Source organism: Georgenia sp. Z1344 (assembly GCF_049856295.1).
Lineage (GTDB): Bacteria > Actinomycetota > Actinomycetes > Actinomycetales > Actinomycetaceae > JB111.
In genome coordinates this window covers 148,444-168,837 of record NZ_JBNDMZ010000005.1, presented here as the reverse complement: position 1 = coordinate 168,837, position 20,394 = coordinate 148,444, and the positions used below count along the sequence as shown (strand labels likewise).

Genomic DNA, 20,394 nt, shown 5'->3' with positions numbered 1-20,394 from the left:
AAGTAACTAACCTGGTTAGTATGTTCGTGTGTACTCCGACCCGGTGCAGCGCATCGTCACCTCCTTCCACGACCACGCGTCGATGGATCCCGACGGGGAGCTCCTCGATCGGGCCGGACTGAGCGACGACGATCTGGCGGAGATCGCCGACGTCATGCGCGCGCTCCAGGCGTGGAAGGCCGAGGAGGCGCGAGCTTCGAAGGCGTCGAGCGACTACATGGAGCTCTCCGAGCGGGACATGCAGGCGCTCCGACTCGTCATGGGCGGCGCCCGGATCGGCGCGGTCGTCACCCCGGCGATGGTGGCCGAGTACCTCGGGCTCACCAGCGCGGCGGTGACGAAGATGCTCGACCGGCTCCAGACCGGCGGCCACGTCGTCCGTTCCGCGCACCCCAGCGACCGCCGGGGTGTCGCACTCACTGTCACCCCGAGCACGCAGCAGAGCGCGCGGGGGCATGTCGGCGTCCAGCACGCCGGCAGGTTCGCGGCCGCCGCGCGCCTGAGCTCTGCCGAGCGACGCGTGGTCACGCGGTTCCTCGCCGACCTGGCACAGCGCTCCGCGGACGGGCCGGACGGTACCGGGCACGACGAGCCGACCGGGGGCCGACCCGACGAGTCCGACCACGGCCGACAGCACGAGCCGACCGGGGGCCGACCTGATGCGGACGGGATCGACCGATGACGCAGATCGCACAGCGTGTCCCCACGCTCTCCGCGCGTGCCACCGACGAGAGCGAGCTCGACGGACGTCTGCGGGAGGTGACCGACGAGCTGCGCACACGTGCCGCCCGGCACCACCACGCGTTCAGGGACCTCGTCGATCACCTCGCCGGACTCGTGCTCGGCGGCAAGCGGCTGCGCTCCCGCCTCCTGCTGGCCGTGTGGCGCAGCCTGTCCCGCGGGGACCGGCAGGCCGACGCCGCGCTCGACGTGGCCTGCGCGCTCGAGCTCCTGCACAACGCGCTCCTCGCCCACGACGACGTCATCGACAACGACACGGTCCGCCGGGGCGAACCGAACGTCTCCGGCCGCGCCGCTGCCCGAGCTGCACGCCTCGGCACCGCCCGGGGCGCCGCCGACGCCTTCGGCGCCGCCTCCGGCATCATCGCAGGGGACCTGCTGCTTGCCACCGCCCAGCGCCTCGTCGCCACCTGCGACGTCGACACCACCACGCGGCGCAGGCTGGTCGAGCTCCTCGACGAGGCGATCGTCGACGCGGCGGCCGGCGAGCACGCCGACGCGTGGTTCGGCCTCGGTTCCGAGGAGTCCGACGCCGGACGCGTGCTGCGCACGACCGAGCTGAAGACCGCCCGCTACTCCTTCCAGGCGCCGCTCGTGGCCGCCGCGGTCCTCGCCGGCACCGACCACCACACCGCCGCCGCGCTCGACCGGATCGGCCGGGGCCTGGGGGTCGTCTACCAGCTGCGGGACGACGTCCTGGGTGTGTACGGCGACCCCGAGCTCACCGGGAAGTCGGTCCATGGCGACCTGCGCGAGGGCAAGCAGACGCTGCTCGTCTCGGTCGCCCGGACCTCGCCGGGGTGGACGCAGGTCGCGCACCTGTTCGGGTCGCCCACCCTGACCGACGCCGGCGCCGAGGAGCTGCGCGCCGTCATCCGGGACTCCGGCGCGCTGGCCGAGGTCGAACGCACGGTGCGCGCCGAGTGCGACGCCGTGCGCCGACACATCGAGGAGGCCGGGCTCGACGCGGACCTCGAACGACTGCTCCTCGACGTGCTCGCCCGGTGCGCGGAGCGTGCGGCATGAGCGCGTCCGCCGCCCTCGACCGGTACGACCGCGCCTCGGCGAAGGTCTCCCGGGTCGTGCTGCACGAGTACTCGACCTCGTTCGGCCTGGCCAGCCTCCTGCTCGCCCGGGAGATGCGTCCCCACATCGCCAACGTCTACGGGATCGTGCGGGTCGCCGACGAGATCGTCGACGGACCCGCCCACGCCGCCGGTCTCGACGCCGCGGCCCGGGGCGAGGTGCTCGACCGGCTCGAGGACGACGTCCGGCGTGCCTGCGCCGTGGGCTACAGCGCCAACCCGGTCGTGCACAGCTTCGCCACCACCGCCGGCCGGTTCGGCATCGGGCAGGACCTCACGGGGCCGTTCTTCGCCTCCATGCGGGCCGACCTCACGCCCGTCGCCTTCACCCAGGAGATGCTCGACGAGTACGTCTACGGCTCGGCGGAGGTCATCGGGCTCATGTGCCTGCGGATCTTCCTCGGCGGCGAGGACACCTCGCCGGACCGCCGAGCCCGCCTCGAGCACGGCGCACGCCGGCTCGGCGCGGCGTTCCAGCGGATCAACTTCCTGCGGGACCTGGCCGAGGACCAGCGCGAGCTCGGCCGCACCTACTTCCCGGACCTACCCGGGGGCAGACTCGACGACGAGCGCAAGGCCGAGATCACCGCGGCCGTCCGGCTCGACCTGTCGGCGGCGCGGAGCACCCTGCCCGAGCTGCCCGCGGGCGCCCGGCCGGCCGTGACCGCCGCCCTGCGCCTGTTCGCCGAGCTCAACCGACGGATCGAGCGGACCCCGGCCGCGCTCGTCGTCGAGCGCCGGGTCCGGGTCCCGGGCCCGACGAAGGTGCGGATCCTCGTCGGGGCGATGCGCGCCACGGAGCGCACGGCGTGACGGCGGCCGACGCCGGTCGGGCGGCGAGCCCCGCACGCCCCCTGCGCGTGGCGGTGGTGGGCGGGGGAATCAGCGGCCTCGCGTCCGCCGCGCTACTCGCCCACGAGGGGCACGACGTCACCCTCCTCGAGCGGCACGACGTGCTCGGCGGGCGGGCCGGTCGGTGGGAGAGCGCCGGGTTCGTGTTCGACACCGGCCCGTCCTGGTACCTCATGCCCGAGGTGTTCGAGCACTTCTTCCGGCTGCTCGGCACGACGACGGCGGAGCAGTACGACCTCGTCCGGCTCGACCCGGCCTACCGCGTGCTCTTCGAGCCGCCGCCCGGGAAGCCCGTCGACGAGCTCGTCGTCCGTTCGGACCGGGAGGCGACGGCCGCGTCGTTCGAGCGGGTCGAGCCGGGCGCGGGCGCCCGCATCACCCGGTACCTCGAGTCGGCCGAGCAGACCTACGCCACCGCCGTCGACGCGTTCCTCTACAACCCGTTCCGGGACGTGCGCACGCTGCTGTCCCGGCCGGTCCTGCGACGCCTGCCCACCCTCGCGCGGCTGCTCACCACCTCGATGCACCGCCACGCGGGCCGCGCGGTGAGCGACTCCCGGCTGCACCGCGTCCTCGACTACCCGGCGGTGTTCCTCGGCGCGTCGCCGTTCACGGCACCGGCGATGTACCACCTCATGAGCCACATGGACCTTGCCGACGGGGTGTTCCATCCGCGCGGAGGGTTCTCCGCCGTCGTCGACTCGATCCAGCGGCTCGCCCGCGCGCACGGGGCGACCCTGATCACGGGCGCGGACGTCACGCGGATCGAGACCCGCGACGGCCGGGCGACGGGCGTGCGGTGGCGGGACGCCTCCGGTGACGGCGAGCACCGCCAGGGCGCGGACCTCGTCGTCTCCACCGCGGACCTGCACCACACCGAGACCGAGCTGCTCGTGCCGGGCAGCCGGGACCGCTCGCGGCGCCACTGGCGGCGGCTCGACCCGGGGCCGGGCGCCGTGCTCGTCATGCTCGGTGTCACGGGTGACCTGCCGCGGCTCGAGCACCACACCCTCCTGCTGGCCGAGGACTGGCGCGCGGGGTTCGAGCAGATCTTCGGCCCGGACGCCCAGGTGCCCGAGCCGCCGTCCCTCTACGTCTGCCGGCCGAGCGCCACCGACCCCTCCGCCGCCCCGGACGGGCACGAGAACCTCTTCGTGCTCGTCCCGGTGCCGGCGCGGACGGACATCGGTTCGGGCGGGATCGACGGCTCCGGCGACGAGCGCGTCGAGCGGATCGCCGACGCGGCCATCGAACAGGTCGCGCGGTGGGCGGGCATCCCCGATCTCGCCGAGCGGGTGGTCGTCCGTCGCACCGTGGGGCCGCGCGACTTCGAACGGGACTTCTCGTCCTTCCGGGGAGGTGCGCTGGGCCCTGCCCACACGCTCCGGCAGAGCGCGTTCCTCCGTGGACGCACCGCCTCGAGACGCGTCGCCGGCCTCGTCACCGCCGGCGCCACGTCGGTGCCCGGGATCGGAGTCCCCATGTGCCTCATCAGCGCCGAGCTCGTGCTCAAGCACGTGCGCGGTGACCGGACGGCCGGCCCGCTGCCCGAGCCCGCCCGAGGTGCGCCGGTCATGCCTGGGGCCGGGGACAGTTCCGGTGCCCGCGAGCCGGTCACGGCGTCCCCGGGCCCGGACGTCCACGCGGGAGGTCCACGATGAGCTGGGCCTACCTGACCGCGCTGCTGGTCTCGACGGCCGGCATGGCGACGATCGACGCGCGGCACCGCCTCTTCCTCTGGCACGCCCCGGGTCGCGCCGCAGTCGTCGTCCTCGTCGGCACCGCCTACCTCCTGGCCTGGGACGCCGCCGGCATCGCCACCGGACTGTTCCGGCACCTCGACTCGCGGTTCGCCACGGGTCTGCTCCTGGCCCCGCACATGCCGATCGAGGAGATCGTGTTCCTCGTCTTCCTCAGCTACCTGACGATGGTCCTGCTCATGGCAGCGGGCCGCGCGCTCGGACGGACGCGACGCCCCGCGCCGCGGTCGGGGGACGGGGGACCGTCGTGACCTACCTCGTCCTCTGCGCGATCTTCCTGCCGCTCTCGGCCCTCGTCCTCGCCGCGGGCCTGCTGCGCTCGGGGCGGGCACGGGCGCTCGTCCGCGCGTGGTGGCTGCCGGCCCTCGTCACCGCGGCGCTCCTCGCGGTCCTCACGGTCGTGTTCGACAACCTCATGGTCGCCGCCGGGCTGTTCGACTACGACTGGGACGGCCTGACCGGCGTGCGGCTGGGACGCATCCCGGTGGAGGACCTCGCCTACCCGCTCGGCGCCCTCGTCCTGCTGCCGGGGGTGTGGCTGCTGCTCGCGCCACGCCGCGACGCTCGCCGTGACGCCGAGGAGGACCGATGAGCCGGCCGCAGGCCCGCCCCGGGACCCCGTCGACCACCGGTGCCGGGCACGGTACGCGTGGGCGCCGCTCGCTCGGTCGGACGCTCCTCGTCACGTCCCGTCCGGTCAGCTGGATCAACACCGCCTACCCGTTCGCGGCCGCCTACCTCCTGAGCGGCGGCCGGGTCGACGCCGTCCTCGTCGTCGGGTCCCTGTTCTTCCTCGTGCCCTACAACCTCGCGATGTACGGCATCAACGACGTGTTCGACCACGCCTCCGACCTCCTCAACCCGCGCAAGGGCGGAGTCGAGGGCGCCCTGCTCGTGCCTGCCCGGCACCGCGCGGTCCTGGTCGCGGTGGCCGTCGCCGTCGTGCCGTTCGTCGTCGTCCTCGTCCTCCTCGGGGACCCGGTGTCGTGGCTCGTCCTCGGTCTCGTCCTCCTCGCCGTCGTCGCCTACTCGGCGCCCGGGCTGCGGTTCAAGGAGATCCCGTTCCTCGACTCGGCGACCTCCAGCGCCCACTTCACCGGGCCCGCCGTCTACGGCGCGGTCATGGCCGGGAACGGGTTCTCGCCGCCCCTGGTCCTCGTGCTCGTCGCGTTCTACCTCTGGGGAGCAGCTGCCCACGCCTTCGGGGCGGTGCAGGACGTCGTCCCCGACCGCGCCGGGGGCCTGTCGTCGATCGCCACCGTGCTCGGTGCCCGCTGGACCGTGCGGGTCTCGGTGGGCCTGTGGACCGCGGCCGGGCTGCTCATGCTCGCCGTCCCGTGGCCGGGCCCCCTGGGAGCGCTCGTCGCGGTGCCCTACATCGTCACCGCGCTCCCGTACGTCGGCGTCCCCGACTCCGGGTCCCCGCGGACGAACCGGGGCTGGCGGCGCTTCCTCGTCATCAACTACGTGTGCGGCTTCGCCGTCACGATGATCCTCATCCACGCCGCCACGAGAGGGGCATGACCGATGGACCCGACCACCCGCCGCACCGTGCGCAGGGCCGACCGACCGCGCACGGTCCTCGTCACCGGCGCCACCGGCTACGTCGGCGGGCGCCTCGTCCCCGAGCTGCTCGAGGCGGGCCACCGCGTCCGGGCCCTCGTCCGCACGCCGGACAAGCTGCGCGACGTCCCGTGGGCCGCGGACATCGACGTCCGGCAGGGCGACCTGCTGCACGGGCCGCCCCCGGACGAGGCGATGGACGGCGTGGAGGTCGCCTACTACCTCGTGCACGGCATGTCCGCCCGCGGCGACTTCCAGGGGGACGAGCTGCGCGCCGCACGGAGGTTCGCGCGGGCCGCCGAGGCCGCCGGGGTACGCCGCATCGTCTATCTCGGCGGGCTGCACCCCAGGGACGAACCCCTCTCGCCGCACCTGCGCTCACGCGTGGCGGTCGGGGAGGTGTTCCTGGCGAGCTCCGTGCCGTCCGTCGTCCTCCAGGCGGGGACGATCATCGGGTCCGGGTCGGCCTCGTTCGAGATGGTGCGGCACCTCGCCGACGTGCTGCCGCTCATGCCCGCGCCCAGGTGGGTGCGCAACTCGGTGCAGCCGATCGCCGTCCGGGACGTGCTGCACTACCTGGTCGAGCTCGCGTCGGTGCCGGGCGACATCGACCGCGCGTTCGACATCGGGGGACCGGACGCGCTGACGTACGCCGACATGCTCAACGGGTTCGCGCGCGAGCACGGGCTGCCGCGGCGGACGATCATCGCCCTGCCGGTGCTCACGCCCTGGCTGGCCTCGCAGTGGATCAACCTCGTCACGCCGATCCCGCGGGACCTGGCGGTGCCCGTCGTGGGCTCGCTGCGCCACTCGTGCGTCGTCACGGAGCGGGACATCGACGCGGTCGTGCCCCCGCCGGACGGGGGGCTGCTCCCGTACCGCACGGCGGTCCGGCTCGCTCTCGCCCGGACCACCGACCGGGACGTGCCGACGAGCTGGCGCGGCGCGACCCCCGCCGGCGCGCCGAGCGACCCGCTGCCGTCGGACCCGGACTGGGCCGGCGAGCGCGTGCTCACCGACGACCGCACGCGGACGACGACCGCCTCACCCCGGACGCTGTGGCCCTTCATCGAGGGGATCGGTGGCGAGAACGGCTGGTACTCCTTCCCGCTCGCCTGGGCCGTGCGGGGCGCGATCGACAAGCTCGCGGGCGGCGCGGGGCTGCGCCGCGGCCGGCGCGACGCCGCGCGACTGCACGTGGGCGACGCGCTCGACTTCTGGCGGGTCGAGGCGCTCGAGCCGGAGCGCCTGCTCCGGCTCCGGGCGGAGATGAGGATGCCCGGCAGGGCGTGGCTCGAGCTGGGCGTCGAGCCCGACGGGACCGGCTCGGTCTACCGGCAGCGGGCGATCTACCACCCGCGTGGACTCTCCGGCCGCCTGTACTGGCTCGTGCTCGTCCCGTTCCACGCCGTGATCTTCGGCGGGATGACGGAGCGGATCACCGCGGCCGCGGAGGCGGCCGAGGAGGACCCGCGCCGCGCCGGGGGAGCGGACGGCGGCGCCGGAGCGGAACGAGACTCCGACGCGGCGGCGAGCGAGGGTGCCGGCACCACCGCGGCCGTCCGCGGACGGGCGGGTGCGTAGGTGCGTCTCTGGTCCCTCCACCCTCAGTACCTCGACCGCCAGGGACTGACCGCGGCGTGGCGCGAGGCGCTGCTCGCCCAGTCGGTCCTGGTCAGGGGCGCGGGCGGCTACGCGAACCACCCCCAGGTCGACCGCTTCCGCGCCGAGGCCGACCCGCTCGCGTCCCTCGGCCGGTACCTCGACGGGATCGCCGACGAGGCGGACGCCCGCGGCTATCGGTTCGACCGGTCGAAGATCGTCGCGCAGGCGGACGCTCGAGCGACCGTGAGCACCATGACCGTCACGCGCGGGCAGCTCGCCCACGAGTGGGCCCACCTGCTCGCCAAGCTCGAGCTCCGCAGCCCCGACGTGCGTCGGCAGCTCGCCGACGTCAGCCGTCCCGACCCGCACCCGTCGTTCACCGAGGTCCCCGGGCCCGTGGCGGCCTGGGAACGGGGGGCCACCCGGCACGAGAGGACATCGCATGTCGCACAGCGCACCGGCACCTGACCCCGCGGCCCGGACGGCCCCGGCGCCGACGAGGGCCGACCGGCTCCGGCAGGTCGTCGTCTCCGTCAGCGCGCCGCTCGCGATCCTCGGCGCCATGGTCGGCTCCGGCGCTCTCGGCGGCGACCCGATGGCCGAGGCCGCCGGTGGGGCGTTCGCCGCGGACGCCACCCACGTGGCCCCCGCCTCCCCGGCCTTCTCGATCTGGTCGGTGATCTACCTCGGGCTGGTCGCCTACGCCGTGTGGCAGTGGTTCCCCGGGCAGGCGAGCGCGGAGCGGCACCGCCGCGTCGGCTACCTCGTGGCCGGGTCGATGCTGCTCAACGCCGCGTGGCTGCTCGTCGTCCAGGCCGGGTGGCTCGCCGTGAGCGTCGTCGTCATGGCGCTCCTGCTCGGGACCCTGCTGATCGTCGCCGCGATCCTCGGGCGCCGGGCACCCACGGGAGCCGTGGACGCGATCGTCACGGACGGCACCATGGGCCTCTACCTCGGCTGGATCGTCGTGGCCACCGTCGCGAACGTCGCGGCCGTGCTCGCGGAGGCCGGCCTGCGTGAGTCCGTGCGCACCCCCGACGTGTGGTCGGTCGGTGTGCTCGCCCTCGTCGGCCTCGTCGGCTGCGCCCTCGCCCTGTGGGACCGCGGACGCCTCGCGCCGGGCGTGGCGATCTGCTGGGGCCTGGCATGGGTCGGCGTCGCCCGGCTCACCGGTGACCTCGAGTCCGTCCCGGCCGCGACCGCCGCCCTCGCCGCCGCGGCGGTGGTCGCCCTCGTCACGGTGGTGGCCCGCGTCCGTCGGTCCGGGGCCACGCCTCGGCGGTGACACAGGGACACCCGCCCGCCGCGCCGGTAGCCTGCGGTGGCATGGCTCACCTCCTGCGACTGGACTCCTCCGCCCGCCCCGACGGCTCCGTCTCCCGCGCGATCACCGGGGCGTTCGCCGACGCCTGGTCGTCCGTCGCCGGGACGAGCGTCACGTGGCGCAACCTGCACAACGACTCGGTTCCGCACCTCCCGCACGCCGACCTGCACTGCGCGCCGCCGCTGCGCCCGACGGGGGCGACGATCAGCCACCGGGTCGAGGAGTTCCAGCTCGAGCTCGTCGGCGAGCTGATCGGGGCCGACGTCCTGCTCGTCGGCGCTCCGCTGTACAACTACACCCTGCCCTCGACCCTCAAGGCGTGGCTCGACCACGTGCACGTCCTCGGCATGACGGCTCCGTTCCTCGAGCTCGACACGCAGCCGCTCGCCGGCCGCCCCGCGATCGTCGTCTCCGCCCGCGGAGCGACGTACGACGACGACGCCGGTCCCGCCGACCACGCCCGCCCGGTCCTCGACGCGGTGCTCGGCGGAGCCATGGGCATGGAGCTCACCTACATCGGCGCGGACGCCACGCTCGCCGACCTCGTGCCGGCGATGGCACCGCTCAAGGAGCGCGCCGAGTCCGAGCGGGCCGCCGCCCTGGCGACGGCGGCGGAGCTGGGGGAGCGGCTCGCGCGCGAGGCGGTGGCCGCCGAGGGGGCGGCCGCCCGGGGCGACGGCACCTCCTGACGCGGTGGGGCACGGCATCCGACCTCGGGACGGCGCGTGACCACGGGACGGCGCGCCGCCTGGGCTAGCCTTCCCCGGTGACCGCCGACCTTCCCCGACCCGCCTCGGCGACCGCCGGACCGGTCCGGATCGTCGGGACCGGCCTGCTCGGCGCGAGCCTCGGCCTCGCCCTGCGGGCACGCGGGGTCGACGTCCGGCTCGCCGACACGTCCCCGATCTCACTGGCCCTCGCGCGCGACCTCGGAGCGGGCGACATCGACGAGGCGGTTCGTGCGTCCGCCACGGGCGACGGTGACGTATCCGGTCAGGGTTCCCCAGCGCTCGTCGTCGTCGCCACCCCGCCCGACGTCGCGGCGGAGGTCGCCCTGCGCGAGCTCGCCGACCACCCGGGCGCGGTCGTCACGGACGTGGCGTCCGTCAAGGACGTCGTCGCCCAGGAGATCCTCGCCTCGGCGGGCGCCGACGCGGAGCGCTACGTCGGCTCGCACCCGATGGCCGGCCGGGAGCGCTCGGGCGCGACCGGCGCCGACGCCGACCTGTTCGCCGGTCGCCCGTGGGTCGTCGTCCCCACCGGCCGCTCCTCGGCGGACGCGGTGCGGGTGGTGCGCACGCTCGCCCAGGACGTCGGGTCGTTCGTCGTCGACATGGCGGCGGACGAGCACGACCGCGCCGTCGCCGTCGTCTCCCACCTGCCCCAGGTCCTGTCCTCGCTGGTCGCCGGGCGGCTCACCCACGCCGACGAGGCTGCGCTCGGCCTCGCGGGCCAGGGCCTGCGCGACACCACGCGCATCGCCGCCGCCGACCCTCGGCTGTGGAGCGCCATCCTCACCGGCAACGCGGCCGCGCTCGCGCCCGAGCTGCGCGCGATCCGTGACACGCTCGACGACGTGGTCGCCGCGCTCGACGCGGGCGTCGCCGACCCGCTCGCCCCGGGGGCGGTGCGCCCGCTCGCCGACGCGATCCGGGTCGGCAACGAGGGCGCCGCCCGCATCCCGGGCAAGCACGGGGGAGCGCCACGCCGCTACGCGGAGGTCACCGTGCTCGTCCCGGACGCGCCCGGCCAGCTCGGGCGCCTGTTCACCGAGGTGGGGGACGCGGGCGTGAGCATCGAGGACCTCACCATCGAGCACTCGGCGGGCCAGAGCGTGGGCCTCGTCCGACTGTCGGTGGTGCCGTCCGCCGCCGCTGAGCTGGAGACCGAGCTCGACACGAGAGGCTGGAGGGTCGTCGCCTCATGACCACGCAGGACACACCGGGAGAGCCCGCGAGCCGCTGGCCCGACCTGCCCGGACGCGGGGACGGGCTGCTCGTCGCCATCGACGGACCCGCCGGCTCGGGCAAGTCGACCGTCGCCCGCCGGGTCGCGGGCGAGCTCGGTCTCGCCTACCTCGACACCGGCGCCATGTACCGGGCGGCCACCCACTGGTGCCTGTCCGGCGACGTCGACCTCGTCGACCCGGACCCCGCGGCCGTCACGGCGCGCGTCGCCACCATGCCGCTGACGATGGTCCTCGACCCCGACCGGCCGCGCACACTGCTCGACGCCGAGGACGTGTCCGAGGCGATCCGCACCCCGCAGCTCACGCGCCGGGTCGCCGCCGTGGCCTCGAACCTCGCCGTGCGTGCGGACCTTCTGCGGCGCCAGCGCTCGATCGTCGTCGACGAGACGACGACCGGGCAGGACTCCGTCTCGGGCGGCCGCGGGGTGGTGGCCGAGGGCCGCGACGTGACGACCGTCCTGGCCACCGACGCCGATGTCCGACTCCTGCTCACCGCCAGCGAGGAGGCGCGGCTCGCCCGCCGGGCACGCGAGGTGCGCGGCTCGAGCGACGCCGCCGCCGTCGACGCGACCCGCGCGGAGGTCCTCGGCCGCGATGCCGCGGACTCCGCGACCACGAGCTTCCTCACCGCCGCGGACGGGGTGACCACCCTCGACACGTCCGACCTCGACCTGCCCGAGGTGATCGCCGCCGTCCTCACGCTGGTGTCCTCGACGAAGGGAACCCGATGACCGAGAAGGACCCCCGCTCCCGCGGCCGGCGCACCTCCGCCGACGACATCTTCCGCTGGGGCCCGGTCTGGTCCCGGCGGGTCGGCCAGGTGCTGGCCCACGGCTGGTGGCGGACCCGGATCATCGGCGCGGAGAACATCCCGGCGTCCGGCCAGGTCATCGTCGCGTCCAACCACACCGGCATCGTCGACGGTCCGCTCCTGCACGGCGCGCTCCCGCGCGGCTCGCACATGATCATCAAGCAGGAGTTCTGGGACAGCCCCCTCGGCTTCCTCATGACCCTCGCCGGCCAGATCCCCGTGGACCGCAAGGCCGGCCGCAACGCGCTGCAGATCGCCAAGCAGTTCCTCGCCGAGGGGCGGGTCGTCGGGATCTTCCCCGAGGGCTCGCGCGGCCGCGGCGACGCGAGCCAGGTCCACGCCGGGGTCGCCTGGCTCGCCGTGCAGTCGGGCGCGCCGGTCGTCCCCGTGGCGATCCTCGGCACCCGACCCCCCGGCACGCCGCGCTCGTACGTCTCGCCGCCGCGTGCGAGGCTGACCGTCGTCATCGGTGAGCCGCTGACCATCGAGGTGCCCGCCGGCGCCTCGGGCCGCACCGCGATCACCGCGGCGATGGACCAGATCGGCCGCGCGCTCGCGGCGCACGTCGCCGACTCCGTGGCGCGCACCGGCATCCCGCTACCCGACGACGAGGACCCCCGATGACCGAGACACCCGGACCCGACGGTCCGACCGAGCCCACCGAGCCCGGCTACGTCGTCGGCGACTGGGACTCCGACGTCCCGCCGGAGCGCCCCGAGGTGCCCGAGTCCGACGACGCCGAGGAGTCACGCCGGGCCGAGGCGCTCCTCGCGGGCCTGCGCCAGTACGACCTGGGCGACGAGGACCTTGCGGTGCTCGGCGGTCAGGGCGAGCTCGAGCCGGACGAGGAGATCGAGTCCGGGCTGCCGGTCCTCGCCGTCGTCGGTCGTCCCAACGTGGGCAAGTCGACCCTCGTCAACCGGATCCTCGGCCGCCGGGAGGCGGTCGTCCAGGACACCCCCGGCGTCACGCGGGACCGGGTGAGCTACCCCGCCGAGTGGAGCGGGCGACGCTTCACGCTCGTCGACACCGGCGGCTGGGAGATCGACGCCCGCGGCCTCGACGCACAGGTCGCGCAGGCCGCGGAGACGGCCATCGACCTGGCCGACGCCGTCCTCCTCGTCGTCGACGCCACCGTGGGGCCGACCGACACCGACGAGCGCGTCGTCCAGCTCCTGCGCCGCTCGGGCAAGCCGGTCGTCCTCGTGGCCAACAAGATCGACTCCGCCTACCAGGAGCCCGACGCCGCCATGCTGTGGTCGCTCGGCCTCGGCGAGCCCCACCCGGTCTCGGCGATGCACGGCCGGGGCAGCGGCGACGCGCTCGACGCGGCGATGGCGGTGCTGCCCGAGGTCTCGGCCGTGGCGGCCCCGATCCCGCCGGGTGGCCCGCGTCGCGTCGCCCTCGTCGGACGCCCCAACGTCGGCAAGTCGTCCCTGCTCAACTCGCTCGCCGGCACGGAGCGGGTCGTCGTCAGCGACGTCGCGGGCACCACGCGCGACCCGGTCGACGAGATCGTCCACCTCGGCGACGTGCCCTGGTGGTTCGTCGACACCGCCGGCATCCGGCGGCGCGTGCACCAGACCAGCGGGGCCGACTACTACGCCTCGATCCGGACCCAGGCGGCGATCGAGCGCGCCGAGGTCGGGGTCGTGCTCATGGACGCGTCCGAGCCGCTCGCCGAGCAGGACCTCCGCGTGGTCCAGCAGGTCGTCGACGCCGGTCGCGCGCTCGTCATCGTCATGAACAAGTGGGACCTCGTCGACGACGAGCGGCGCCACATGCTCGAGCGGGAGATCGAGCGGGACCTCGTCCAGGTCACCTGGGCGCCGCGGATCAACCTCGCGGCGATGACCGGCTGGCACACGAACCGCCTCGCCCGCGCGCTGGAGGCGTCGCTCGACTCGTGGTCGACCCGCATCCCGACCGGGCGCCTCAACGCCTTCATCGGCGAGCTCGCGGCCGCCCACCCGCACCCTGTGCGCGGCGGGAAGCAGCCGCGCGTCCTCTTCGCCACCCAGGTCTCCACCCGGCCGCCGCGGTTCGTCCTGTTCGCCTCGGGCTTCATCGAGGCGGGCTACCGGCGCTTCATCGAGAACCGCCTGCGCTCGGAGTTCGGGTTCGTCGGCACCCCCATCGAGATCTCGGTCCGGGTCCGCGAGCGGCGCCGTGCCTGATCCCGCGCGCGTCGCCCCACCCGGTCCGGACGACGGAGCCGTCGCGCGACGCGCGGGGCAGACCGACCGGCCGGCGGGGCAGACCGACCGGCCGGCGGCCGGCGGTGCGTCCGGGAGCGATCAGCCCGGCCGGGGCGAGCGCCTGGGATTCGCCGTCGGGGACGTCTTCATGGGCGGGGCGAGCTCGCTCATCTCGGTCCTCTACCTCATCTTCCTCACCGACGTGGTCGGCCTCAGGCCGGGCCTCGCCGGGTCGGTGGTGCTCGTGGCCAAGGTGTGGGACGCGGTCAACGACCCGCTCATGGGCGCCCTGTCCGACCGCACGCGCACTCGGTGGGGCCGGCGCCGGCCGTTCATGGTGGTGGGAGCGATCCTGCTCGTCCCCGCGATGGCGCTGCTGTGGCTGCCGCAGGTGCCGGCCACCGGGCAGCTGCCGATGTTCGTCTGGGCGGTCGCGTCCTACGTCCTGTACGCCACGGTGCAGACCGTCATGGCGGTCCCGTACTCGTCCCTGTCGACCGAGATCGCCACGGACTACGACGTCCGCAACCGGGCCAACACCCTGCGGCTGCTGCTCTCGACCGTCTCGTCCGCCGTCTGCTCGCTGCTCGCGACCGCCCTGTTCGAGGCCTACCGTTCGGGCGACCTGTCCGCCACCGGCCTCTACCTGGGCATCGTGCTCGGCGTCGGCGCCGTGCTCACCGCGTGCGTGCTGGTCTCGGCCCTCGTGTCCCGCGAGCGCACCCCGCTGCCGACGAGCGTCCAGTCCGTGTCCCTGCGCACCTTCACCGCCCCGCTGCGGCTGCGGACGTTCCGTCGGCTGCTGGGGATGTACCTCAGCCACTCCCTGGCCCTCGACATCATCACGACGACGCTCCTGTACTACACGCTCTACGTCGTCACCGGCGTGAGCACCCAGGTGGTCCTCGGGATCTTCATCGCCGTCAACGTCGTCGCCTACCCGATCGTCACGGCCCTCGTGGGCCGGGTGTCCAAGGTGACCGTCTACCGCACCCTCCTGCCGCTCGGGGTCGTCGCCGCCCTCGGGGTGGCCCTGTACCCGGCGTCGTGGCCGGCCTGGGGCGTCTACGCCGTCGCGCTCCTGCTCGCCACGGGCATGGCGGGGGCCCAGCTCATGCCGTGGGTGATGTTCGGCGACGTGGTCGACGACGCCGACCTCGCCACGGGGCGCCGGGACGCCGGGTCGTTCAGCGGGATGATGACGTTCGTCCGCGGCCTCGCGACGGCGGTCGTCGTCCAGGTCATCGGCCTCGTCCTCGAGCTCACCGGCTACGTCGCGCCCGCGGACAACGAGGTGGTCGAGCAGTCCGACGCCACGCAGTGGGGGATCCGGCTCGTGCTCGGGATCGGCGTGGCGGGCATGCTGCTCGCGGGCCGGCAGGTGGCGCGGGACTACTCGATCTCCCGCGAGCGCGCGCTCGCCACCGCGGACGAGCTCGCGTCCCGGCGCGCGGGTGGGGTGGAGGCGTCATGAGCCCGCGGCGACTCATCCGGTTCGCGCGCGGCGAGCAGATCCATCCGTCCTACGACCCCGGCATGGGGGAGAAGATGGGTCCCGCCGGGTTCGCCGCCCTGCCGGACCTCGTGGCCGGACGACCCGTCGACGTCTCCCCCCTGCTCGATCGCGCCCGCTTCGTCGACCTGCGGATCGACTGCGCCGACTTCCGTGCCCTCACGCTCGCGCGGGTCGTGCACGCCGACCTCGCGAACGCCCGGGGCGGGACGCACGACGACGACGCAGCCCCGGTGCCGGACGTGGAGCACGGCGCGGGCGCGAGGACGCGCGCCGGCGACTCGGGCCCGGGGACCGGCCCGAACGTCGACTCCGCGCCCTGGCGGCTCCCGATCGCGGTCCGCGAGCGGATACGTGAGAGCCTCACCGGCTTCCGGTACTCCCTCGACGTGCCCGGGGACGACTCGATGTGCCTGTGGTCGGAGAACCACCAGGTCGTGGCGGCGGTCGCGGAGCACGCCGCCGGCCTCGCGTACCCGGACGCCGAGTTCACGGCCTCGGGCCTCACGGGCGCGGAGCACGCCGGGCGGGCCGCGGGACGGCTGCGGACGTGGCTCGCGGACCGGTTCCGCATCGGCTTCGTCGAGTGGCTCTCACCCACGTACTACGAGGAGGACGCGGCCGCGCTCGCCGTCCTCGTCGACGTCGCGGCCGACGACGACCTGCGGGAGCGCGCCCGCGGCGTCCTCGACCTCCTCGTGCTCGACCTCGCGCTGCACTCGGCCGGAGGGCTGCTGGTCGGGAGCGCGGGCCGGGCCTACGGGGAGCAGAAGCTCGAGCCGGAGACCCAGCAGGTCGCGCCGGTGCTGGCGGAGCTGCTCGGCCCGGCGGTGCCCGGACGTGGCCCCGGAACCGGCCCTGCGGCGGAGGACGGCCGTTCCGCCGCGGCGGACCGGCTCGGCGGGCTCGTGCGCGTGTCGTCCTACCGCGCGCCCGAGGTGGCGCGGGCGATCGTCGCCGAGACCGCCCCGCTGCTCGTCAGGGCGAGCTTCGGCCTCGAGGTCGAGGAGGTCGCCGGCTACGTCGATGACCCGCGCGACCTCGAGCGCACCGGCCTGCTGCTGTGGTCGATGGAGTCCTTCACCGACCCCGAGTCGGTGGTGACGACCATGGAGCTGATGGAGCGCTGGCAGCTGTGGAACAACCGGTTCCTCGCCCCGCTCGGCGGTTTCCGGCGGCTTCCGCGCCGATCGCTGCCGGCGCTCGTGCGCGGCGTCGACCCCGCCACCCGCGGCGTGTCGATCCGCCGGGCCGACGTGACGACCTGGCGCCGCGGGGGCCTGGCCCTGTCCTCCGCGCAGCATCACCACGCGGGCGCGTACGGCGACCAGCAGCACCTGTGGCAGGCCACGCTGCCCGGCGGTGTCGCGGTCCTGGCCACCCACCCGGGCAGGGCGATGTTCGACGACGTCGCCCGCAACTTCTCGCCCTCGGCCTGGACCGGGAACGGCCGCAACCCCGAGGTGGCGCAGGACGGGCAGGTCCTGCTCGCCCTCCACCGGCTCGGTGGTCGCCACGGTTACCTCGAGCGGGAGCGCCACCGGTGGTCGCACCTGCTGTGGCCGACCGAGCGGTTCGAGCGCGCGGAGCGGGGCGACGACTGGCTCGTGGCCCGCTCCGGCGACGGCCTCGTCGGTGTCCGCTCCCTGCGTCCGCTCCGGGTCGGCGACGGCGACGAGCTCGTCCAGGCCGGCCTGCTCACCGGTTGGGCCGTGGTCGTGGCCGACGCGGAGGAGGGGTTCGAGGCATTCCGGGACCGGGTGCGGGAGGCGAGCCTCGAGACCCGGGACGGGGGGAGCACGCTCGTCCTGCGACTCGAGGGGGACGAGGGGGCGCGAGCAACCGAGGCGGACAGGCACACCGGCCGGATCCCCGCCGGCGAGTGGCGGCTGCACTGGCGCGGCGCCCTCGAGCGCGACGGCGTCCCGCTCAGCCGCCCGCACCCGAGGCTCGCGTTCGGCGACACCGAGGTCGAGCGGTTCCCCGAACGCATCACGGTCCACCACGGCGGGCACATGCTCGAGCTCACCGAGCGCGGTCGGGTCGGGGCGACGCGGTGAGGCACGCGCTGGCCCGCACGGTCGACCTGCTCGACGACGTCGTCGCGCGAGACGCCGGGCGCCCGGTGCGGCCGTGGATGTGGGGGCCGGCCCTCCTCGGGCACGCGCTCGCCGAGGTCGAGGCCGCCGCCGGGGACCGCGGCTACGGTGCCTGGCTCGCCCGCTTCGCCGACCACCACCTCGCCCGTGGCGTGCGTCCGGTCAGCGCCGACACGATCGCGCCGGCGCTCGTCACCGCCGAGCTCGCCCGCCGCACCGGAGAGGCGCGCTACGCCGAGGCGACCGACCGGGCTCTGGCGTTCGCACTCGCCGAGGAGGTCGTCGGCGGACCCGACGGCGGGGGAGCGGCGAACCACCTCGGCTCGTCCGGGTACGCGCGGTACTACCCGCGGTCCGTGTGGGTCGACTCGCTGATGATGGTCGGCGTGCTCGCGGCGCGCGAGGGGGCGGCGCGCTCCGACGCGCGCCTGACCTCGATGGCAGCCGCGATGCCCGGTGCCTTCGCCGACCTCCTCCAGGACCCGGCCACCGGGTTGTGGTCGCACGCGTGGTGGGCGCCGGGAACGTTCGGTGGCGCGCGCGGACGTCGCTACCCACGGGTCCCGTGGGCGCGCGGCAACGCCTGGGTGGTGGCCGCGCTGCCGCTCATCGCCGAGCCGCTGCTCGTGGAGCGGCCCCTCGCGGGGGAGCCGCCCCTCGCGGGGGAGCGGCCCCTCGCCCACCATGGTGCGGGAGCACCTTCAAAGGGTGCCGACGGAGCCGTGTCGCGTGTCGGAGGACCGGCGACCGACGTCGGTCTCTGCCGGCTGCGCGAGGTCCTGGCGAGCACGAGCGCCGCCCTGATCGCACGAATGCGCCCCGACGGCACGTGGCCCACCCTGCTCGCCGCCCCCGGCGGGTACCGCGAGCTGTCCGCGACGGCACTGGTCGCCGGTGGCTGGCTGCGCGCGGTCCGGCTCGGTCTCCTCGGGCCCCAGTACCTCAGACCTGCGCGCCGCGCGCTGGCCGCGGTGGTCGGCGCCGTCGACCGCACCCGTGGCCGCTGGTCGCTCCCGGAGATCTCGGGGCCGACGATCCCGCTGCCGGTCCTGCCGCGCGCGGGCTACCTCGCCGTCCGGCCGGGGCGGGATCATCCGTGGGGGCTCGCCGCCCTCGCGCTGGCCGCGCTCGAGGACGAGCGGCTCGGTTGAGCGTGGCGCGGTGGTGCGGTGGTGCGGTGGTGCCGGCCCCGGCTGAGCCGTGCCGGGCGTCCTCCCGTGCTCCCCTCAGAGCTCGAGCCGGTCACACTCCTCGCGGAACGAGTCGAGGTACTGGTTCGCCGGCTCGATCGAGAACATCTCGGCGTACGTCACCTGAGCCTCGCGGCCGTACCCGCCGAGCGCGGAGAAGCGCCCGTCGGCGATTCCCGCGGCCTCGGCGAGCGCGGCCATCGAGTAGAACCGGGAGTGGGGGACGATGCCGTCGTCGCCGATGAACAGGTCGTCGCCCGCGTCGGCCGGGATCGAGCGGGCGAGGAGGCAGGCGTGGGCGGCGTCCCGGGTGGCGGCGTCGGGCTCCTCCTCGTCGCCGACGAGCAGCCCGGTCACGCCGAACGCCACGAGAGCACCGATGACGAGCGAGGCGAGCACGAGGAGGAGCGTGCCGGAGCGCCCGGGCGTGGCGGTCGCGCGTGCCGGGCTCATGCCGCTCCCTCGAGACCGAGGTCGGCGCACGCGGCGCGCACGTCGTCAAGAGCAGTACCGATCCCGTCGGTGTCGAACGTGTTGCGGGCCTGACTCACCCGCTCGGTCGGTTCGACCAGCACCTCGTACGCCGGATCCTCCGTGGCCGCGCCCCGGGCCAGGGTGGGCATCAGGCCGACGAGGTAGTGGACCGGATCCTCGTCGAGCCCGCCGGTCGCCATGAGGTCGATCCCGTCGGGGTACCGCCCGGCGATGTCGCACACGTGCCTGGCGTCGCCCTCGGCGGTGGCGGCGGTCGGTTCCTCGTCGTCGCGGACGAGGACGAACCACCCGGCCCCGGCGCCCAGCCCGGCTCCGACGACGATCGCCACGATCGCGGCCACCCACCTGCCGCCGCCCCCGCGCTTCCCATCTGGTCGAGAGTGCGGGTCGGCGGGGCCGGGGGAGTACCCCGCGTGCGGGGAGGAGGGGCCGGGCCCGTAGGGGTACGCCCCCTGTGGTCGAGAGTGCGGGTCAGCAGGCGGGTACCCCGGCCACTGCCCGTCCGATCGAGAGTGCGTGTCGGCCGGCGGGTACCCCGGCCATCCGTACTGGTCCGGCGCACGGTGCCCGTCGGAGGGACCCGGGGAGGACGCTCGCCCCGGATCGTTCGGGGGGAACGACGTCATGCTCGAATCCTGGCGGGAGCCGCGCGTGAGGTCAACCACCGCCCCGCCGCACACTGCGGACGAGGCTCGCCGCGGCGGCGGGGCCACCGGACGCGCCGTTCGTCGTCGGACCTGGTGAGTGACGTGTGCGACGTCCGCAGGATTGGAGAACGGGCGGCCCGCCGGTGTAATCTCGTGCGGTCCCGCGGTGCTCCGCGGAGACGGGCTGTGGCGCAGCTTGGTAGCGCACTTGACTGGGGGTCAGGTGAGTTAGAGCGGCGGGACTGTCCGAAAACTAAACAACGGGATGTGGCGCAGCTTGGTAGCGCACTTGACTGGGGGTCAAGGGGTCGCAGGTTCAAATCCTGTCATCCCGACAAAAAGCCCTGGTGAGAGGCAACTTTCACCAGGGCTTCGTCGTTTCCGGGGGTGGTCACCGGCTGGTCCACTTGCTCGATCCACTCGAGCCGCCCGCTGCTGAAGTGGACCAATCCCGTTCGACCTCGATGCCCGTGGAGTGCACCAAAAGGTGCCCATCGAGTGGACCAGAATCCGCGCAGGGCGATGCTCCGGCCCCCTTCTGA

Annotated in this window: 20 protein-coding genes and 1 tRNA gene; 19 read left to right on the top strand and 2 right to left on the bottom strand. The window is 74.7% G+C overall.

The window, feature by feature from the left end:
- Positions 1 to 28: 28 nt before the first annotated feature.
- The 18 genes from ACPYO6_RS07085 (at position 29) to ACPYO6_RS07000 (ending at position 18,671) form a co-directional block, all read left to right on the top strand.
- Positions 29 to 682: a MarR family winged helix-turn-helix transcriptional regulator gene (locus tag ACPYO6_RS07085; RefSeq protein WP_425714152.1), complete on the top strand. Its 654-nt coding sequence runs from the start codon at positions 29 to 31 to the stop codon at positions 680 to 682.
- Positions 679 to 1,767, top strand: a complete 1,089-nt coding sequence (locus ACPYO6_RS07080; RefSeq protein ID WP_425714151.1) for a polyprenyl synthetase family protein — start codon at positions 679 to 681, stop codon at positions 1,765 to 1,767. Before ACPYO6_RS07085 ends, ACPYO6_RS07080 begins: the two co-directional genes overlap by 4 nt.
- The gene (locus ACPYO6_RS07075) at positions 1,764 to 2,639 is read left to right on the top strand and encodes a phytoene/squalene synthase family protein (protein ID WP_425714150.1); all 876 of its coding nucleotides are present in this window, start codon (positions 1,764 to 1,766) and stop codon (positions 2,637 to 2,639) included. Before ACPYO6_RS07080 ends, ACPYO6_RS07075 begins: the two co-directional genes overlap by 4 nt.
- A complete protein-coding gene (gene crtI / locus ACPYO6_RS07070) occupies positions 2,636 to 4,339 on the top strand; it encodes a phytoene desaturase family protein (protein ID WP_425714149.1) in 1,704 nt (567 codons plus the stop codon). Before ACPYO6_RS07075 ends, crtI begins: the two co-directional genes overlap by 4 nt.
- Entirely contained in the window at positions 4,336 to 4,689 is a 354-nt protein-coding gene (locus ACPYO6_RS07065) for a lycopene cyclase domain-containing protein (protein WP_425714148.1), read from the top strand. The genes crtI and ACPYO6_RS07065 overlap by 4 nt, the downstream gene beginning before the upstream one ends.
- The gene (locus ACPYO6_RS07060) at positions 4,686 to 5,030 is read left to right on the top strand and encodes a lycopene cyclase domain-containing protein (protein ID WP_425714147.1); all 345 of its coding nucleotides are present in this window, start codon (positions 4,686 to 4,688) and stop codon (positions 5,028 to 5,030) included. The genes ACPYO6_RS07065 and ACPYO6_RS07060 overlap by 4 nt, the downstream gene beginning before the upstream one ends.
- Positions 5,027 to 5,962, top strand: a complete 936-nt coding sequence (locus tag ACPYO6_RS07055) for a prenyltransferase (RefSeq protein ID WP_425714146.1) — start codon at positions 5,027 to 5,029, stop codon at positions 5,960 to 5,962. Before ACPYO6_RS07060 ends, ACPYO6_RS07055 begins: the two co-directional genes overlap by 4 nt.
- A 3-nt stretch (positions 5,963 to 5,965) precedes the next feature.
- The gene (locus ACPYO6_RS07050; RefSeq protein WP_425714145.1) at positions 5,966 to 7,585 is read left to right on the top strand and encodes an SDR family oxidoreductase; all 1,620 of its coding nucleotides are present in this window, start codon (positions 5,966 to 5,968) and stop codon (positions 7,583 to 7,585) included.
- Positions 7,586 to 8,074, top strand: a complete 489-nt coding sequence (locus tag ACPYO6_RS07045) for a pyrimidine dimer DNA glycosylase/endonuclease V (protein ID WP_425714144.1) — start codon at positions 7,586 to 7,588, stop codon at positions 8,072 to 8,074.
- The gene (locus ACPYO6_RS07040; RefSeq protein ID WP_425714143.1) at positions 8,049 to 8,891 is read left to right on the top strand and encodes a TspO/MBR family protein; all 843 of its coding nucleotides are present in this window, start codon (positions 8,049 to 8,051) and stop codon (positions 8,889 to 8,891) included. The genes ACPYO6_RS07045 and ACPYO6_RS07040 overlap by 26 nt, the downstream gene beginning before the upstream one ends.
- A 41-nt stretch (positions 8,892 to 8,932) precedes the next feature.
- The gene (locus tag ACPYO6_RS07035) at positions 8,933 to 9,619 is read left to right on the top strand and encodes an FMN-dependent NADH-azoreductase (RefSeq protein ID WP_425714142.1); all 687 of its coding nucleotides are present in this window, start codon (positions 8,933 to 8,935) and stop codon (positions 9,617 to 9,619) included.
- Between the two features lie 77 nt (positions 9,620 to 9,696).
- Positions 9,697 to 10,857, top strand: a complete 1,161-nt coding sequence (locus tag ACPYO6_RS07030; protein ID WP_425714141.1) for a prephenate dehydrogenase — start codon at positions 9,697 to 9,699, stop codon at positions 10,855 to 10,857.
- Entirely contained in the window at positions 10,854 to 11,630 is a 777-nt protein-coding gene (gene cmk, locus ACPYO6_RS07025) for a (d)CMP kinase (RefSeq protein WP_425714140.1), read from the top strand. Before ACPYO6_RS07030 ends, cmk begins: the two co-directional genes overlap by 4 nt.
- Positions 11,627 to 12,334, top strand: coding sequence for a lysophospholipid acyltransferase family protein (locus ACPYO6_RS07020; protein WP_425714139.1), 708 nt, complete (start codon positions 11,627 to 11,629; stop codon positions 12,332 to 12,334). Before cmk ends, ACPYO6_RS07020 begins: the two co-directional genes overlap by 4 nt.
- Positions 12,331 to 13,887, top strand: coding sequence for a ribosome biogenesis GTPase Der (der, locus tag ACPYO6_RS07015; protein ID WP_425714138.1), 1,557 nt, complete (start codon positions 12,331 to 12,333; stop codon positions 13,885 to 13,887). Before ACPYO6_RS07020 ends, der begins: the two co-directional genes overlap by 4 nt.
- The gene (locus ACPYO6_RS07010; RefSeq protein ID WP_425714137.1) at positions 13,880 to 15,382 is read left to right on the top strand and encodes an MFS transporter; all 1,503 of its coding nucleotides are present in this window, start codon (positions 13,880 to 13,882) and stop codon (positions 15,380 to 15,382) included. The genes der and ACPYO6_RS07010 overlap by 8 nt, the downstream gene beginning before the upstream one ends.
- Entirely contained in the window at positions 15,379 to 17,481 is a 2,103-nt protein-coding gene (locus tag ACPYO6_RS07005; protein WP_425714136.1) for a hypothetical protein, read from the top strand. The genes ACPYO6_RS07010 and ACPYO6_RS07005 overlap by 4 nt, the downstream gene beginning before the upstream one ends.
- The gene (locus tag ACPYO6_RS07000) at positions 17,478 to 18,671 is read left to right on the top strand and encodes a glycoside hydrolase family 88 protein (protein ID WP_425714135.1); all 1,194 of its coding nucleotides are present in this window, start codon (positions 17,478 to 17,480) and stop codon (positions 18,669 to 18,671) included. The genes ACPYO6_RS07005 and ACPYO6_RS07000 overlap by 4 nt, the downstream gene beginning before the upstream one ends.
- 75 nt (positions 18,672 to 18,746) lie before the next feature.
- Here ACPYO6_RS07000 and ACPYO6_RS06995 read toward each other — a convergent pair whose 3' ends face one another.
- Both ACPYO6_RS06995 and ACPYO6_RS06990 read right to left on the bottom strand, forming a co-directional pair.
- Positions 18,747 to 19,163 (bottom strand): hypothetical protein, encoded by a 417-nt coding sequence (locus tag ACPYO6_RS06995; protein ID WP_425714134.1) that lies wholly within the window; start codon positions 19,161 to 19,163, stop codon positions 18,747 to 18,749.
- The gene (locus ACPYO6_RS06990; RefSeq protein WP_425714133.1) at positions 19,160 to 19,546 is read right to left on the bottom strand and encodes a hypothetical protein; all 387 of its coding nucleotides are present in this window, start codon (positions 19,544 to 19,546) and stop codon (positions 19,160 to 19,162) included. The genes ACPYO6_RS06995 and ACPYO6_RS06990 overlap by 4 nt, the downstream gene beginning before the upstream one ends.
- Positions 19,547 to 20,113: 567 nt before the next feature.
- Between ACPYO6_RS06990 and ACPYO6_RS06985 the strand changes: the two genes are divergently transcribed.
- Positions 20,114 to 20,187 (top strand) — tRNA-Pro (locus ACPYO6_RS06985).
- The last annotated feature ends 207 nt before the right edge of the window (positions 20,188 to 20,394 follow it).

Coding starts and splice junctions, on each gene's coding strand:
- ACPYO6_RS06995 (WP_425714134.1), bottom strand. CDS start 19,163: ATGAGCCCGGCACGCGCGACCGCCACGCCCGGGCGCTCCGGCACGCTC.
- der (WP_425714138.1), top strand. CDS start 12,331: ATGACCGAGACACCCGGACCCGACGGTCCGACCGAGCCCACCGAGCCC.
- ACPYO6_RS07080 (WP_425714151.1), top strand. CDS start 679: ATGACGCAGATCGCACAGCGTGTCCCCACGCTCTCCGCGCGTGCCACC.
- ACPYO6_RS07020 (WP_425714139.1), top strand. CDS start 11,627: ATGACCGAGAAGGACCCCCGCTCCCGCGGCCGGCGCACCTCCGCCGAC.
- ACPYO6_RS07075 (WP_425714150.1), top strand. CDS start 1,764: ATGAGCGCGTCCGCCGCCCTCGACCGGTACGACCGCGCCTCGGCGAAG.
- ACPYO6_RS07040 (WP_425714143.1), top strand. CDS start 8,049: ATGTCGCACAGCGCACCGGCACCTGACCCCGCGGCCCGGACGGCCCCG.
- ACPYO6_RS07035 (WP_425714142.1), top strand. CDS start 8,933: ATGGCTCACCTCCTGCGACTGGACTCCTCCGCCCGCCCCGACGGCTCC.
- ACPYO6_RS07050 (WP_425714145.1), top strand. CDS start 5,966: ATGGACCCGACCACCCGCCGCACCGTGCGCAGGGCCGACCGACCGCGC.
- cmk (WP_425714140.1), top strand. CDS start 10,854: ATGACCACGCAGGACACACCGGGAGAGCCCGCGAGCCGCTGGCCCGAC.
- ACPYO6_RS07065 (WP_425714148.1), top strand. CDS start 4,336: ATGAGCTGGGCCTACCTGACCGCGCTGCTGGTCTCGACGGCCGGCATG.
- ACPYO6_RS07005 (WP_425714136.1), top strand. CDS start 15,379: ATGAGCCCGCGGCGACTCATCCGGTTCGCGCGCGGCGAGCAGATCCAT.
- ACPYO6_RS07055 (WP_425714146.1), top strand. CDS start 5,027: ATGAGCCGGCCGCAGGCCCGCCCCGGGACCCCGTCGACCACCGGTGCC.